Source organism: Streptomyces sp. YIM 130001, assembly GCF_003574445.1.
GTDB lineage: Bacteria > Actinomycetota > Actinomycetes > Streptomycetales > Streptomycetaceae > Streptomyces.
The window spans coordinates 137,588-153,136 of sequence record NZ_KZ984566.1; the positions used below are offsets into that span (position 1 = coordinate 137,588).

The following is a 15,549-nucleotide window of genomic DNA, read 5'->3' on the forward strand; positions in this document are numbered from 1 at the left end:
GCGCCGCCGACGGCGGGGGACGGGCATGAGAGCGGCGGAGAGTTCCCCGGCCGGCCCGCCCCCGTCGCCGGACGCGGGTCTGGAGGCCCGCCTGACCGAGGTGGCGCGCGGCGACCAGAGCGCCTTCGCCGCCGTGTACGACGCGGTGAGCGGCCCGGTGTTCGGCCTCGTCCGCAGCGTGCTGCGGGACCCGGCCCAGTCGGAGGAGGTCACGCAGGAGGTGCTCGTCGAGGTGTGGCGTACGGCCGCACGGTTCCGCCCGGACCGGGGCAGCGCCATGACCTGGGTGATGACCCTCGCCCACCGGCGGGCGGTGGACCGCGTGCGGTCCGTCGCGGCCGGCGCCGCACGGGAGCACAAAGCGGCGCTCCTGGACCAGTTGCCCGCGTACGACGAGGTGACCGAGCAGGTCGAGACGCGTCTCGAACAGCAGCGGGTACGCCGTTGTCTGCGGTCCCTCACCGGACTGCAGCGCGAGGCGGTCGCCCTGGCCTACTACCGCGGACTGACCTACCGCGAGGTCGCCCAGCTGCTCACCGTGCCGCTCGGCACCGTCAAGACCCGACTCCGCGACGGCCTGATCCGGCTGCGCGACTGCCTGGGGGTGAGCGTATGAGCACCGCCGAACTGCACACCGCGACCGGTGCGTACGTCCTGCACGCCTTGTCGCCCGCCGAACGGGACCGTTTCGAGGGCCACTTGGCGGACTGCGAGGCCTGCGCGCAGGAGGTCGCGGAGCTGGCGGCCACCGCGCAGCGTCTCGGCCTCGCCGTCGCCGCGCCGCCGCCCGCCGAGCTCAGGACGCGGGTGCTGCAGCAGATCACCAACGTGCGCCAGGAGCCGCCGCGGCTGCCCGCGCGCGCCCGGGTGCGGGCCTGGACCAAGTCGGCCCCGCGGCTCGCGCTCGCCGCCTGCCTCGCGGCGGCGGTGGCGCTCGGCGGTGTTGCCGTGTGGCAGCACCAGTCGGCCGAGGACGCCCGGGACCGGGCGCGGCGGGTGGAACAGCAGGCCGCCGAACTGACCGCGGTGCTCGCGGCACCCGATGCCCGCACCGTGACCGGTTCGGTGGGTGACGCTTCGACGGGCACGGTCGTCGTCTCCAAGGAGCGGAACCGCGCCGCGTTCCTGGCGTCCTCGCTCCCCGACCTGCCGAGCGGCAAGGTCTACCAACTCTGGTTCGACGACGGGGGAACCATGCGTCCGGCGGGCCTGCTCGGCGGCGGCGGTACGACCGAGGCCGTACTGATGGACGGCCCGCTCGACCGGGCGGCGGGCATGGGCGTCACCGTGGAACCCGACGGCGGCTCCCCCCAGCCCACCACCGAACCCATCGGCCAGATGGCCTTCCCCAGCTCCCGGGCCTAGGTCCTCGAGCCCGCGATCTTGAGGGGCCCGCGGTCCCCGAGCCCTGGAATCCGCCGGATGGTCGAGAGTGCCCGACTCGACCGTCCGGCGACGTTCGTGGAAGGGAGATCCCGGACGGTCCGGCCCGGTTCGGACGGCCCGCGGTCTGCGCTGACGCCGCGAAGGGGCCCGAGCGGGCGTCCGGAGCGGGCGTCGCGGGCGCGTGCGCGGCGGATCGGTGCGGTCCGTGCAGCCGGCGCGGGTGCAGGCGCAGAGGCAGGGGTAGATGCAGGTCTCTGACCTGCACGTATGAGGAATCGGTTCACACATCTGGGTGAGAGACCAAACCGCAGGGCCCACCCGGTCCGAATCAGAGGTGTGAGGAAACGACGAGACACCGCGGTACGAGCCGCACTGGGCGCGTCAGCCGGCCTGGTGAGCGGCTACGCGGCCGTCGCGGTCGCGGAGCTGGCCGCGGTCGCGGTCCGGCCCGAGGCGAGTCCGCTCACCGCGGTCGGCGGGGCGGTCGTCGACCGTACGCCTCCGGCGGTCAAGGACTGGGCGGTCCGGGAGTTCGGCAACGACGACAAGTTGGTGCTGCAGCTCGGCATTCTCGCGGCGCTCGCGTTGTTCGCCGCGGGTACCGGTCTCCTCGCGCTGCACCGGCGGCGGACCGCCGCGGTCGGCGTCCTGGCCTTCGGGCTGCTCGGCGCGCTGGCCGCGACCGGCCGGCCCGACTCGACCAGCTCACTCGACGCCGTGCCCTCGGTGGTCGGGGCGGTGGTGGGCGCGGCCGTCCTGTACGTCCTCGCAGGTCGCTTGCCCCACCCGTCTGCCCCGCCGACCCCGGCTTCGCCGACTCCCTCGGTTTCGGAGCCTCCCCCGGCCTCGCCGACTCCCTCGTCGGCCGTGGCGGGCACCCCCACGCCCGACGAGGGCACCAGCGCCGAGCCCCCCTCCGACGAGGACGCCGGGCGCACCCCCGCCCCGGCGACCCGCCCCAGCCGCCGAGTCTTCGTCCTCGCCACCGCGGGGACCGCCGCGGCAGCCACCGGCGTCGGCTTCCTGGGCCGTCGGCTCAATGCCTCGACCGCCGCCGAGGCAGAGGCGTCCCGCGCCGCGGTCCGCCTGCCCGCCCCCGCCTCGCCCGCCCCCGCGCTCCCCCGCCGGGTGGACCTGAAGCTCCCGGACCTCACCCCGTACACCACGCCCAACAAGCGCTTCTACCGCGTCGACACCGCGCTGACCGTGCCCCGCCCGGACGTCGGAAGCTGGCGCCTGCGCCTGCACGGCAAGGGCGTGAAAGCCCCGCTGACTCTCGACTTCCAGGACCTCCTGAGCCGCGACCTCATCGAGCGCGACATCACCCTCACCTGTGTCTCCAACGAGGTCGGTGGCCCGTACGTGAGCTCCGCCCGCTGGCTCGGCGTACGCCTGAAGGATCTCCTCGAGGAGGCGGGCGTGAAGCCGCCCTCGCGCGGCGGACCGGCGAACCAGCTGGTGGCCCGCTCGGTCGACGGCATGACCCTCGGCACCCCGGTCGAGACCGTCATGGACGGCCGCGACGCCATGCTCGCCGTCGGCATGAACGGTGAACCGCTGCCCTTCGACCACGGCTTCCCCGTCCGCATGCTCGTCCCCGGCCTCTACGGCTACGTGTCCGCCTGCAAGTGGATCCAGGACATCGAGCTGACCACGTTCGACGCCTACGACGTCTACTGGGTCAAGCGCGACTGGGCCCGCGAGGGCCCGATCAAGACCCAGTCGCGTATCGACACCCCCAAGCCCCTCGCCCGGCCGAAGGCGGGCCGGGTCACCGTCGCCGGCGTGGCCTGGGCCCAGCACAAGGGCATCGACCGCGTCGAGGTACGTGTCGACGAAGGCCCTTGGCAGCGGGCCGAGTTGGCCGCCGAAGGTCCGCTCGACACCTGGCGGCAGTGGAGTTGGCAGTGGCCCGCCACCTCCGGCAGTCACACCCTCCAGGTCCGCGCCACCGACCGTACGGGTTACACCCAGACAGCCCGTCGCACCGGGACCGTCCCCGACGGCGCTTCAGGCCGTCATTCGGTGGTGGTCAACGTGACGTAGGCCGCCGACCACCGACATCGGGGACCCCGTACCTGAGGCAACCCCGTACCTGAAGTCCCCGTACCCGAGGCGCGTTTCGCCTCCACCCCCTGCAACACCGCACCGAGGAGCACGTCATGAACACCACCACCCCGCACATCCGCCGCATCGCCGTCGCCGCCACCGCGGCCCTCGTCCTGCCGTTGTCCCTGGCCGCCTGTTCGGACAGCGACGGCGACAGCGGCGGCAGTGAGGACCGCGCCGCCGGCACCTCGCAGCCGAAGGACAAGGACAAGGAGCAGGAGTCGAAGCCCGCCGCCGACAGCAAGCCGTTCGGCCCGGGCTGTGCCTCCGTCCCCGAGAGCGGCGCCGGCAGCTTCGACGGCATGGCCAAGGCCCCCGTCGCCACCGCCGCGTCCAACAACCCGGAGCTGTCCACCCTGGTCACCGCCGTGAAGAAGGCGGGCCTCGTCGACACCCTCAACAGCGCCGAGAACATCACGGTGTTCGCTCCGACCAACGACGCCTTCGACAAGATCCCGAAGGCCGACCTCGACAAGGTCCTGAACGACAAGGAGCAGCTCACCAAGATCCTGACCTACCACGTCGTGGGCCAGAAGCTGGCGCCGAAGCAGCTGGAGAAGGGCACCTACGACACCTTGGAGAAGAGCACCCTCACGACCGCCGGCTCCGGGGAGTCGTACAAGGTCAACGATTCCGCGAAGGTCGTCTGCGGCAATGTCCAGACGTCCAACGCCACCGTGCACATCGTCGACACCGTCCTCATGCCGAAGATGTGACGCACCAGGTTCCGGACACGACTCCGTCGAGCGGTCCGGACCGCCGGATCGCGGACACCCTCCAGGTCACCGGCCCGGGGGGTGTCCGCGATCCCGTGCGCGCCCCGCCGCCCGCCGGCCCCGGCGCATCACCGAACCCTCTGATCTCCCTCAACTCCCTGTCCCGGACGCCTCCCCGCGTGGTCGGATACGGGGTCGTACGGCATCCCAGACCATCCCCCACCCGGCCGGGGTGGTCCTCCCCCCTTTGTGCCACCCCGGCCGGCCCCTTCCCCTCGGCTCCGGGCAGCCCACTCGGCTCCCGGAACGCCCCGTAAGTTCCCGGGAAGCCCCCTCAGTTCCCGGAGCGTCCGCTCCCCGCCGCCCGCCACACCGTCATGTCCCCGGTGACGAAGCTGCTCCCGCTGTTCGCCATCGCGGTCGACTTCACCTGGATCACGAACAGCGCGATGTCACCGGAGGGATGCTCGATACAGATCTCGCTGCCCGCGGACGCCCCGGCCAGCGAGAGGCTGTGCCCGTCGGGATCCTCGAGCGCGGACCGGCAGCTGTCGAGCGTCGCGCCGGGCTCGCCGTAGTACATCGCCATCCGGCTGGTGCGGCTCTCGAAGGAACACGTCACCTCGCCGCAGACGAGACGCACATCGCCCTTGCGGTTCCCGCGTTCGACCGGCTCCTTGACGCTCAGCGAGTTCTTCTCGTCCAGCCACTGCATGGGGTACGGGAGGGGGCGCGGCGGGCCGGAGGAGGCCGAGGGCGCGTCCGCGGCCCGGCCGTCACCGCCCGCCTTCCGACCGCTGCCTGCCTCTCCCTCTCCCTCTCCCGCTCCCTCTCCCGCGTTCCGGGCGTCGTCCGCCGCTGCCGCACCGCCGCCACCCGCCGTCACCGCACCGGAGGCACGCGGTGAGGCCGATGTGGACGCCGAGGCGCCGGACGCGCTTCCGCCCCGCACCCGGTCCTTGCCGTCCAGGAAGGTCCACGCCAGCGCCCCGAACAACGCCACGGCTGCCGTCACCCCCACCGCCGTCACCAGCGCATGACGTCGCCGCTTCGCCCGCCGCACCTCCGGGCCCGGGTACGCACCCGGCCCGTACGGCCCGTAGGGAGGAGCGATCAAAGGCATCGGAGACGCGGTCCCCGGCGCAGCCGTCTGCACCGCCGTCACCCCGGCCGGCGGCACCGCAGCCGTCACCCCGGCCCCCGCGGACCCTGCCGGCCCGGGCACCGCCACCTCCGGCCCCCGCACCTCCCGCCAGACATCCGCCGCACCGACGATCCCGAAACCGGCCGGGGACCCCGGCGGCCGCTCCTCCTCGTCCGACTGCCGCCGGCACCACTCCACGATCTCCGCGAGCCCGGCCCGTTTCCCCGGTTCCGCGGCCAGGCATCGGGAGAGCAACGGCCGCAGGGGCGCGGGCAGTTGCTCGAGATCCGGGGCGCTGTGCACGATCCGGTACAGCACACTCACCGCCGGCCCGTCCCCGTACAGCGGCCTGCCGATCGCCGCGAAGGCCGCCGTCTGCCCGAGCGCGAACACATCGGTCGCCGCGGTGATTTCGCCCCCGGCGGCCTGCTCGGGAGCCATGAAGGACGGCGTACCGACCGTGCTCCCGGTGACCGTGTAGGAAGTGGCGTCCGAGGCCAGCGAGATGCCGAAGTCGATGACGCGCGGGCCGTCGGCGGCGAGCAGCACGTTCGACGGCTTCAGGTCCCGGTGCACGATCCCCGCACCGTGGATCGCCTGCAGCGCCTCGGCCACCCCGGCGATCAGCCGCAGCACCAGGGACACCGGCAACGGACCGCTCCGCGCCACCGCCTCGGCCAGCGAAGGCCCGGGCACGTACAAGGTGGCCAGCCACGGCGGCACACCGTCGGCGTCGGCGTCGATCAACTCGGCGGTGTACGCACCCCGCACCCGCCGGGCCGCGTCCACCTCCCGCCGGAACCGCCGCCGGAAGTCCGGCGCATCGGCCAACTCGGGCCGCACCACCTTGATCGCGACCGGCCGTCCGCCAAGGGTGTGCGACAGATACACCCGTCCCATCCCACCGGCACCGATCCGCGCGGCGAGCCGGTACCCGGCCACCACGTCCGGATCATCACTCTCCAGCGCCGCGAACACCGCACGCCCGTCCCCCACGTCCCACTCCCCACCCTCGCTCCCGCCCCACCCCAGTATGTCGCCTCATCTCCCCGTACAACCGCCCGACCACCGGCTTTTCCGGTCGGCCGAGGTCCGCCGCATCTCGGCCGTCGTGCTTCTCGTGCACTATTTCGCCGGGCGAGTGATAGCAGCGGGTCGTCCGGAACGTCGTGAGGGGTGCCGACAGAAGGAGGGCCGATGGGGGAGTCGATGGAGGCCTCGAGTCACGACGAGTTCCGGGAGTTCGTGGCGATGCGGTCCACCGCGTTGCTGCAGCTCGCGGTGCTGCTCACGGGTGGGGACCGGCATGCCGCGGAGGATCTGCTGCAGATCGCGTTGATGAAGAGCTACGGACGCTGGGCGCGGATCGAGCAGCCCGAGGCGTACGTCCGGCAGGTCATGTACCGCCAGCAGGTCAACCGCTGGCGGCTGCGCAGGCACCGCGCCGAGACGACCGTGTCCGTACTGCCGGACACCGGCGAGGCGAGCCCGGGGCCGGACTCCGAGCTGCGCGTCGCACTGTGGGGCGCGCTCGGGCGACTGACGAAGCGGCAGCGGGCGGTGGTCGTGCTGCGGTACTTCGAGGATCTGCCGGAGGCCGAGGTGGCGGGGCTCCTCGGGATCGCGGTCGGCACCGTACGCAGTACGGCGCACCGTTCGCTGACCAAGCTCCGGACGCTCGTGCCGGAACTCGGACCTGAGGGGCGCTTGGACGGCGAGGCGAGCACGGACCGGATGCAGCCGCTCAGTTACGCGCCGAAGGGGGTCCAGGGATGACCAAGGATCACACGGATCACACGGATCACACCGAGCACACGGATCACACCGCGCAGCGGGTCCGGCAGACGCTGCAGTCGGTGGCCCTCGACCACGTGCGCGCACCCGCCGACCTGGCCGAGAAGGTGGTGCGCCGGCGCTCGCGGCGACGCTTCGCGCAGATCGCGGGAGCGGCAGCGGCGGTCACCGCGGTGACGGTGGGTGCGGTGTTCGGCTTCGGGGGAGGGCCCGCCCCGGCCGACGACCGCTCCGAGCACCCCGCGACCACGCCGGACGACTGGCGGCCGTGGCAGAGCGAGGTCCGGGGAGCCAGCGAACACGGCTGCGAGTTGGCGGGTACGGACCTGTACTGCAGCGGCACCAAGCATGACCTCGCCAAGTTCGACGCGAACACGGGTGACGAGCTCTGGAAGGTCCCCGTCAACGGCGAGGGCAACGGCCCCAACCGCGCACTCGGCCCGCGCGACGGCATGGTGGTCGGCTTCCGCAACCACACCGACAAGAAGCAGCCGAACGGCGACTACATGGGCGGCACCGACGTCATGGGCGTCGACGCGGACAGCGGCACGGTGCGCTGGACGGTGAAGATGCCGCACGACGACCGCACGGATCAGGCCGCCATGCTGATCGACGACGGGGTCCTCGCCGCCACTCCCACCACCTACAGCGTGTCCGCCCTGAGCATCCGTACCGGCAAGACCAAGTGGACGCACACCTGGCCCAAGGACACCAACTGCGAGCGCGCGTCCGTCGACGGCGTTCCGTACCTCACCTGCATCAAGACCAAGACGGTCGCGGACCCGGACCGCACGGAGGTGATCCGCCTCGATCCGGCCACGGGCGAGGCCCGCACGGTCCGGTCGCTCCCCGGCGGCCACCACGTCGCGGGCGTCTCGGCCGGCCGACTCGTCCTGCACAGCAGCCAGGACGCGAACGGTCCGGCCCCCGGCAAGGGCAAGGGCAAGGGCAAGAGCGAGGGCAAGGCCACGTACGCCTGGCTGACCCTGCTCACCGAGTCCGGTGAGGTGATCTCGAACCACACTGCCCAGAAGGGGAGTTACGTCTCCTCGGACGTGGTCGGCGACCGTCTCTACACCGTCTCCGGCAAGGGCAGGGCCGAGGCGTACGACCTGAGCACGGGCAAGCGGCTCTGGAATCGCTCGGTGGGCATCCGGATGCCCGCGGACGACACGATGCTGTTCATCTCCGCGCCTGCGGAGTTCCGGTCCAGGGGCCATGTCTACTTCTTCGGCCCGTACGGCGACCTCGCCGCACTCGACCGCGAGACCGGCGAGCGGGTGTGGTCCGGCCGTACCGAGGCGGTCGAACCGGGGTCCGGCCCGGGGCAGGGCGCGCATCCTCGACTCTTCGTGTACGGGGACGTGTTCATAGCCGCCTTCGGCCCTCGGATCACCTCGTACCGGCCCGACCTGCCGGAATGACGGACGGGCGCGGGCCGGCAGTGCGACCCGGGGTCCACCGCCGGCCCGCGCCCGTACGACCGCCTGCCGAGCTCCGCCGTCAACGGCCGACGGCGTGCTCCGGCTGCGCCCGGTACGGGTCGTCCACCACCGGATGCTCCGCCTGCCGGTGCCCGGCCGGCCGGATCGTGGCCAGCAGGGTCGTCGCGACGACGGCCTGGATGCCCATGATCAGGGCCTGGGTGGTGGGGTCCTCGACGCTCAGCAGGACCATCGTCGTGTTGACCGCGAAGTGCACGGCCATGGAGGCGACGACACCGGCCCGTTCGTAGGCGTACGCGGTCAGCATGGCCATCGGGACGGTGCTCGCGGCGAAGAGCACGCCACCCGGAGTGGCGAGTCCGAGCTTGTGCTGCGGGGTGCCCTCGATGAGGAACAGCGGCAGGTGCCAGACGGCCCAGACGACGCCGATCAGCAGCGAGGCCCGGAAGCGGCCCATCGACGCGCGCAGCCGCGGGTGGGCGGTGCCCCGCCAGCCCGCCTCCTCGGAGAGCGGCCCGGAGACCACCATGCCGACCAGGAACGCCGCGGGCCCGCCTAGGTCCTTGATCACCTCCTGCGCGTCGTCCGCACTCAGCCCGGGACCGCCGGCGACATGGGCGAGGAGTGCTCCGGCCAGTACGGTCGCGGAGGCCAGTACGAGCAGCAGCGGCGCCCACAGCAGACTCGTCCGCCGGAACCGCACCACGTGCTCGGGTACGGCCTCTCCCCGCCGGGTCCGGCGGATCCTGATCACCAGCGCGGCCACCAACGGACCGAAGGCGCCGAGCAGATAGGGCAGCGCGGTGGGCGGTTTCATCGACTCCCCGCCCATCGCCACCGCGGTGAACCACGACGCCCAGCTGAGCACGAACGCGATGCTCATGAAGAGCGCGAGGTCGCGTCGGTAGTGGGCGGAGAGGCCGCCTGTGGGGGCTGTTCCTTGTGATGCTGCCGACGCTGCCTGACGTGAACTGGGCATGCCAAATCCTTCGGTGTGTGGGTCTGTCGTGGAAGCGTGCGAGAACGGGGAATCGGGAAAAGGGGGAGGCGAGGGAGACGAGGGAGACGAGGGAGACGGGACAGCCGGAAACCGGAAAGGGGGCGACAGGTCCGGTGGTCACCTGGCCGGTTCGGCGGCCTTACGGATCAGCAGCCCGACTCTCCCGTCGCATCGCCGAGTTGAGCATCGAGTCGAGGGGGCCCGGCGGTACGCATCCGCCCCGCGAGCCAGTCCGCCACGAGCTCGATCAGCGACGGGTCGACCGGATCGCGCATCAGGCGACGGTACGAGCGGATGGTGTGGTGTCCGGTGTCGCGGCGCAGCAGGTGCGTGAGGTCGGGGAGGCGGTGGATCTCGGCCCCGCCCGGTACGAGGCGCCGCATCTCGTCCAGGTCGTCGGGGTCGACCTGGAGGTCCTTGTCGCCGGTCACGGCGAGTACGGGGGTGTGGCGGATGTCGACGAGGTCGTCGCGGGTGTCGTGGGCCAGATTCTCGCGCATCCAGCGGGCGTTGACGGGTGCGCCGAGTACGCGGGCCACGTCGGTACGACTGCGCCGTACCCGTTTCAGGACGGTATTGCCGACGGCACCCAGAGGGCGCCGGAGCAGGCGGACCGGTGCGGGCAGGCCCTGGAGGACCGACCGGGCCTGCCACCGCACGGCCGTCTCGCCGGAGCGGGCGTATCCGGCCAACAGGACGACTGCGGAGGGTTGTTCACGCGCGGCGAGCGACATGGCGTGCAGCGCGCCCTCGCTGTGGCCCACGACCCCGACCGCTTCGTCGGACACGTCGGGGAGCGCGGCCAGGGCTCGTAAGGCGGTGGCGGCATCCCGCCGGTTGTCGGTGAACCCCGCGGCCCGCCAGTCCCCGGGCGTCGCACCGGCCCCCCGGCGGTCGTAGCGGAGGGTGGCGATCCCGCGCGCCGCGAGGGCGGTGGCGAGGGGACGGGCGAGGTTCATCCGGACCTTTGCGGTGTTGCCGTCGCGGTCCAGTGGGCCGGAGCCGTGCAGCAGCAGGACGGCGGGGTGCGGGCCCGGTCCGGCGGGCCGGGTCAGGGTGCCGGCCAGGGCTGTCCCGTCGTCGGCGGTGACCGTCATCTCGGTGTCGCGCAAGGATCCGTCCTCCATTGATCTCAACTACGAGAACGTTATCAAACATGAGAGTATGGGGTCATGGCAAACGCGAACCTGCTCCTGCATCCCGTACGGGCCCGCATCCTGCGCACGCTGCTCGGCGCCGACGAGCTCACGACCGCCCAACTGCGCGACAGGCTCCCCGACATCGCCCCCGCCACCATGTACCGGCACGTCGCCACGCTCGCGCAGGCGGGCATCCTCGAAGTGGTCGCCGAGCGGCAGGTCCGCGGCACCGTCGAACGCAGTTACCGGGTCCGCCAGGAGCAGGCACTCGTCGACGAGGAAGCCCGTACGGCCATGACCAAGGACGACCACCGGCAGGCGGTCACGGTCTTCGCCGGTTCGATGATCGGGGACTTCGACCGCTACCTCGCGCGCGACGACGCGGAGCCGGCCCGCGAGGGCGTGCTCTATCGGCAGGGCGCGGTATGGCTCACTGCCGACGAATTCACCGAACTCGTCGAGGAGATCGAGGCCGCCGTCGCCCGCCGTACTCGTACCGCCGCCGAGGACGGCCGTACGCGGCACATCCTCAGCCTGGCCCTCGTACCGGACAAGTCGGCGGTCCAGGAGCCGGATCCGGGAGTGGATCCGGGAGCGGATCCGGGAGCGGACTCGGACGCATGAAGTCGGCCCGACAGCGCGGCACTTGACCTACCGCGCCGAGCCCGTGCCGAGCCCGCGCCGAGCCCGTCGGCCCCCACCCGGCATGGGGAAAGCCCCGCACCACACAGGCACGGGGCTTCCTCGAAAACCGGCTTCCTCGAAAGCTGGCTGTCTCAAGAACCGGCTGTCTCAAGAACTGGCTGTCTCAAGAACCGGCTGTCTCAAGAACTGGCTGTCTCAAGAACCGGCTTCCTCAAGGACCGGCCGCCTCAAGGGCCGGCTGGTCCAGCAACCGGCCTTCTCGCGAACGCCGGAGGAGCGGGCCGTCAGCTGCCCCAGACCACCGGGTTGTCGCTGTACGCATCGCCCTCGTCGAACTCGGCGGACGTGACGGGCGCGCCCTTCGAGGCGGTGAGCGTGCAGGTCTCGTACGAGGCGCCCTTGGTCTTGAACTCGGCGGGAGCGGACTCGCTGTCGCACTTGCCGGGGATGTCGCCGATGAGCACGACGCCCGTGCCGCCGCCGCCCTCGAGCACGCCGTCCAGCTTCAGGGACGCGTAGGTCAGGTCGGTGCCGCCGACGTTCTCGACCTTCATCTTGATGTAGTACGGCGTCATGCCCTTCGCCTTCTCGCCGAAGGCGGACATGTCGGACTCGGCGCCCTTCGCGATCTCCGTGACGGTGACGGCGACGGTGCCCTTCTTCTCGCTCGTGTACTCGAACGGCAGGACCGCGCGGTCGCCGACCTTGAGCTTGGTACCCGGCTTCGCGACGTCACCGGCCGGAGCGTCCCTGCCGTCGTCACCGCTGCCCTCGTCGGCCGCCGGGCTCTCCTCGTCCTTCGCGGGCGACTCGGTGGCCGAGGCCTCCGGCTTCGCCTTGTCCGACGATCCGCTGTCGTCGCCCCCGTCGTTGCAGCCCGAGAGCCCGAGACCCACGGTGACCACAGCTGCTGCGAACGCGATCCGTGCCTTGCGCATGTGTACTACCTCACTGGTGACGACATCTGTCCCCCGGCGTTCGCCGTTGATGCGAACGGTGGCAGACGCCGGAATACGCCCGGTACACGTCTGGAGCGCCGAGCGGTTCGGCCGCCGACGCGGCCGCGTATATTTCAACAGATCTTTACTCGTGCTCCGACCGCCTGCCCCTCCAGGAGCTCCGCCCCCTCGGCATCCCCCGCCGCCGCCTGCAGCCGCGCGAGCTTCTCCAGTACACCGGCGAGCAGATACGGGTACTCGATACCGCGAGCCACCTCGACCGCGCGCTCGCCCTCGGCGCTCGCCGCCGACAGCTCGTCGCGGTCGTAGAGACGGACATCCAGCAGTTCGACCAGAGCCCGCGCCTCGAACATGGGGTCATGCAGGGCCCGCGCGACCTCGACCGCCTCGCGGAGCCGTCGGCGCGCGTCAGCGTACTCCCCGCGCGCCAGGTGCAGACATCCCCAGGCGTGGGCCGTGTAGAACGCTCCCGACGAGCCGATGTCCCGGGCGTACGCGGTGAGTTCGTTGAACGACTCCTCCGCCTGGCCGGGAAGGCCGAGTGCGATCTGCGCCTGGCCGAGCCAGTACGTGTCCCGCGCGACCAGCGTCCGCACGCCCTCCTTCCGCGCCCCGGCGACGATCTCCGCGAGGACCTCGGCCGCCACCCCTGGCCGGCCCGCCTGCAGATGGGCGAGGCCGACCTGGGAGTACGCGTGCAGCGCGGCCGCTGCCTGCCCGCCGGCGTTGAGGCGTTCGTAGGCCTCGCGGCCCGCCGTGATCGCCTCGGTCAGACGGCCGTTGGGAACCAGGAAGAACGGTGCGTTGCTCAGCGCCTCCAGGTACCCGCGCCGGTCGTCGATCTGCTCGAACAGGCTCATGGCCTCGGTGTTGGACTCCTCGGCCGGCCCGTACCGGCGCCGGGTGTAGCGCAACCCGGCCATCGAGATGAGCAGTCTGGCCCGCCCCCGCACATTGCCCGCGGCCTTGGCCAGGGCCATCGCCGTCCCGTAGCACTCGTGCCAGTCGTCGAAGTACCGCCTCGTCTCGAAGAGCGCGTGCCCGCCCACCGCCAGCTCCCAGCAGAGCTCGTCCCGGCCCAGGTCGGCCGCCTGCCGCACGCCTGCCACCAGCGGGACCCGTTCCGCGTCGAGCAGTTCCATGCGTGCGGCGGACGGCGGCAGGCTCGCCTCGACGCGGTCCGGATGCCACCGGGCGGCGTCCCGCTGGAACATGTTCTGTCCCATGTGGTCGCGGTCGGCGATGTCGGTGAGGGCCAGGAGCGCGCCGAGCACCCGGACGACCGCGCCCTCGCGGGCCTGCGCGGGGTCCTCCGCCTCCGCGCGTTCCCTGGCGTAGGCACGGGTCAGGTCGTGGAAGCCGTAGCGCGCCTGGCCGTTGGGCGTTCCGACCACGTCGAGCAGGTGGATGTCGACCAGTTCGTCGAGGAGGTCCCGGGCCGTGCGCAGGTCGGTGTCGACCGCCGCGGCGGCCGCCCACAGCGGGAAGTCGGGCGCCTCGAGCAGACCGAGGAGCCGGAACAGCCGTCGTGCCTCGGGCCGGAGCACTTCGTAGCTCAGGCCCAGGCTGGTCCGTACCTCGAGATCGCGGTAGCGCAGCGCGTCGAGCCGGTACTGCTCGTCCGCCAGCTGCGCCACGAGGTCCGCCGGGCGCCAGTGCGGCCGCGACAACAGCAGTGCCCCGACGATCCGCAGAGCCAACGGCAGCCGCGCGCACAGCCGGACCAGGTCGGCCAGCTCCGCCGGGGTGGCGGATGCCAGGCGGCCGTCCGTGGTGGTGCGCAGCATCTCCAGGCTGTCGGCCTCGGACATCTCGCGGAGCTCGACCCGGTGCGCGCCGCCCAGGCCCGCCAGGCGCACCCGACCGGTGGCGATCACTCCGCAGGTGCCGCTGGCCGGAAGCAGCGGCGTCACCTGTTCCTCGTCGAAGGCGTCGTCGAGGACGACCAGGATCCGGCGTTCCGCGAGCAAGTCCCGGTAGAGGTCGGCTCGTTCCTCGGGATCGTCCGGCACCGCGGTGGCCGGCACCCCGAGGGCCCGCAGGAAGCGGCCGAGCACGGTGGCCGGCGACACCGGCCGGGTGCGGGCGCCGGCTGCGAGGCCCGCGTACAACTGCCCGTCGGGGTAAGCGGATCGGAGGCGGTGGGCGGCCTGCACGGCGAGCGCCGTCTTGCCGACGCCGCCCGGTCCGGAGACGGTCACCACCGCGGCCGGTGCGTCGTCGGCGCGGTCCGCGCGCAGGACGGCCTCGACCGCGGCCAACTCGGCCTGCTGCCCGCTGAAGTCGCCGAGCGCCGGGGGCAGCATGCGGGCGACGGTGGCGTTGCGGCGACCCCCGTCGCCGGCCTCCGTGGCGGGGTCGAGTGCGGGGTCCTCGCCGAGTACGGCCTGGTGCAACTCCCTGAGCTGCTGCCCGGGTTCGAGACCGGTCTCCTCGGCCAGGACGCCACGGGCCCGCAGATACGCGAGCAGTGCGTCCGCCCGCCGGCCGCAGCGGTAGAGAGCGAGCATCAGATGGGCCCACATCCGCTCGCGGAACGGGTGCTCCATGGTCAGTGCGGTCAGTTCGCCGAGCAGCTCGCCGTGCCGGCCGAGCCGGAGATCGACGTCGATCCGCTCCTCGACGACGCCGAGCCGCAGTTCGTCGAGGCGGGCGGCCTCGGCGGCCAGCGCCGGGAGTTCGGCGATCCCGGCGAACGCCGGCCCCCGCCACAGATCGAGCGCCTCCCCGAACAGCCGCCGCGAGCGCTCGAGTTCACCCTCGGCGAGGGCCGTACGAGCCGCCTCCGCCATGTCCTCGAACCGGGCCGCGTCCACCTCGTCCCGCGCGGCGTGCAGCCGATAGCCCCTGCCCTCCAGGGTGATACGCCCCGGATCCCCCAGGTGCTGCCTGAGCCGGTGGACGTACGTCTGCACATTCTTGGCGGCGCTCTTCGGCCGCTCCCCGCCCCAGATCGCCTCGGCCAGCGCGTCACCGGAGACCGGCCGGCCGGCCCGGCACAGCAGAACCGCCAGGAGGACCCGCGCTTTCGGCGTACCGAGCCCCAGCGCCACCTCGTCCCGCCGCACCCTCAGCGGCCCCAACACCCCGAAGTCCACAGCCGCTCCCTGCCTCAGACGGTCACTGTAACCACCGCCGACCCCGCACCAGAGACGCCGTCGCTGCCGCACATCGATCCCGCACAGAACTCCCGCATGTCGGTGCGGTGGGGG

The 15,549-nt window shown here is 72.3% G+C and carries 12 protein-coding genes; 7 read left to right on the forward strand and 5 right to left on the reverse strand.

All coding sequences use genetic code 11. From position 1 onward, the window contains the following. Positions 1-25: 25 nt before the first annotated feature. From DSC45_RS29295 to DSC45_RS29310, 4 genes are all read left to right on the forward strand, one after another. Positions 26-616, forward strand: a complete 591-nt coding sequence (locus tag DSC45_RS29295) for a sigma-70 family RNA polymerase sigma factor (protein ID WP_119294996.1) — start codon at positions 26-28, stop codon at positions 614-616. Continuing rightward, positions 613-1,365 (forward strand): anti-sigma factor, encoded by a 753-nt coding sequence (locus tag DSC45_RS29300; protein WP_119294997.1) that lies wholly within the window; start codon positions 613-615, stop codon positions 1,363-1,365. The genes DSC45_RS29295 and DSC45_RS29300 overlap by 4 nt, the downstream gene beginning before the upstream one ends. A gap of 357 nt (positions 1,366-1,722) precedes the next feature. After that, positions 1,723-3,432: a molybdopterin-dependent oxidoreductase gene (locus DSC45_RS29305; protein ID WP_240434903.1), complete on the forward strand. Its 1,710-nt coding sequence runs from the start codon at positions 1,723-1,725 to the stop codon at positions 3,430-3,432. 116 nt (positions 3,433-3,548) lie between these two features. Continuing rightward, on the forward strand, positions 3,549-4,211 hold the full coding sequence (locus DSC45_RS29310) for a fasciclin domain-containing protein (protein ID WP_119294999.1): 663 nt from the start codon (positions 3,549-3,551) through the stop codon (positions 4,209-4,211). 334 nt (positions 4,212-4,545) lie between these two features. On the opposite strand, the gene DSC45_RS29315 is transcribed toward DSC45_RS29310, so the two are convergent. Beyond that, positions 4,546-6,351, reverse strand: coding sequence for a serine/threonine-protein kinase (locus DSC45_RS29315; RefSeq protein WP_276145477.1), 1,806 nt, complete (start codon positions 6,349-6,351; stop codon positions 4,546-4,548). Between the two features lie 213 nt (positions 6,352-6,564). On the opposite strand from DSC45_RS29315, the gene DSC45_RS29320 reads away from it, so the two are divergent. Then, positions 6,565-7,131 carry a SigE family RNA polymerase sigma factor gene (locus DSC45_RS29320; protein WP_119295027.1) on the forward strand — a complete coding sequence of 189 codons (567 nt, stop codon included), beginning with the start codon at positions 6,565-6,567 and terminating at the stop codon, positions 7,129-7,131. Continuing rightward, entirely contained in the window at positions 7,128-8,573 is a 1,446-nt protein-coding gene (locus DSC45_RS29325) for a PQQ-binding-like beta-propeller repeat protein (RefSeq protein WP_119295000.1), read from the forward strand. Before DSC45_RS29320 ends, DSC45_RS29325 begins: the two co-directional genes overlap by 4 nt. Positions 8,574-8,652: 79 nt before the next feature. Here DSC45_RS29325 and DSC45_RS29330 read toward each other — a convergent pair whose 3' ends face one another. Both DSC45_RS29330 and DSC45_RS29335 read right to left on the reverse strand, forming a co-directional pair. Next, the gene (locus DSC45_RS29330; protein ID WP_240434904.1) at positions 8,653-9,573 is read right to left on the reverse strand and encodes a CPBP family intramembrane glutamic endopeptidase; all 921 of its coding nucleotides are present in this window, start codon (positions 9,571-9,573) and stop codon (positions 8,653-8,655) included. A 167-nt stretch (positions 9,574-9,740) separates the two neighbouring features. Then, positions 9,741-10,706 (reverse strand): alpha/beta hydrolase family protein, encoded by a 966-nt coding sequence (locus DSC45_RS29335; RefSeq protein ID WP_119295028.1) that lies wholly within the window; start codon positions 10,704-10,706, stop codon positions 9,741-9,743. A 60-nt stretch (positions 10,707-10,766) separates the two neighbouring features. On the opposite strand from DSC45_RS29335, the gene DSC45_RS29340 reads away from it, so the two are divergent. Then, positions 10,767-11,357 carry a helix-turn-helix domain-containing protein gene (locus DSC45_RS29340; RefSeq protein ID WP_119295002.1) on the forward strand — a complete coding sequence of 197 codons (591 nt, stop codon included), beginning with the start codon at positions 10,767-10,769 and terminating at the stop codon, positions 11,355-11,357. A 305-nt stretch (positions 11,358-11,662) separates the two neighbouring features. Here DSC45_RS29340 and DSC45_RS29345 read toward each other — a convergent pair whose 3' ends face one another. Together DSC45_RS29345 and DSC45_RS29350 are read right to left on the reverse strand one after the other, a co-directional pair. Further along, entirely contained in the window at positions 11,663-12,316 is a 654-nt protein-coding gene (locus tag DSC45_RS29345; RefSeq protein WP_119295003.1) for a hypothetical protein, read from the reverse strand. 134 nt (positions 12,317-12,450) lie between these two features. Continuing rightward, positions 12,451-15,435 carry an AfsR/SARP family transcriptional regulator gene (locus DSC45_RS29350; RefSeq protein WP_162929375.1) on the reverse strand — a complete coding sequence of 995 codons (2,985 nt, stop codon included), beginning with the start codon at positions 15,433-15,435 and terminating at the stop codon, positions 12,451-12,453. Positions 15,436-15,549: the final 114 nt, after the last annotated feature.

Coding starts and splice junctions, on each gene's coding strand:
- DSC45_RS29325 (WP_119295000.1), top strand. CDS start 7,128: ATGACCAAGGATCACACGGATCACACGGATCACACCGAGCACACGGAT.
- DSC45_RS29345 (WP_119295003.1), bottom strand. CDS start 12,316: ATGCGCAAGGCACGGATCGCGTTCGCAGCAGCTGTGGTCACCGTGGGT.
- DSC45_RS29295 (WP_119294996.1), top strand. CDS start 26: ATGAGAGCGGCGGAGAGTTCCCCGGCCGGCCCGCCCCCGTCGCCGGAC.
- DSC45_RS29310 (WP_119294999.1), top strand. CDS start 3,549: ATGAACACCACCACCCCGCACATCCGCCGCATCGCCGTCGCCGCCACC.
- DSC45_RS29320 (WP_119295027.1), top strand. CDS start 6,565: ATGGAGGCCTCGAGTCACGACGAGTTCCGGGAGTTCGTGGCGATGCGG.
- DSC45_RS29330 (WP_240434904.1), bottom strand. CDS start 9,573: ATGCCCAGTTCACGTCAGGCAGCGTCGGCAGCATCACAAGGAACAGCC.
- DSC45_RS29300 (WP_119294997.1), top strand. CDS start 613: ATGAGCACCGCCGAACTGCACACCGCGACCGGTGCGTACGTCCTGCAC.
- DSC45_RS29340 (WP_119295002.1), top strand. CDS start 10,767: ATGGCAAACGCGAACCTGCTCCTGCATCCCGTACGGGCCCGCATCCTG.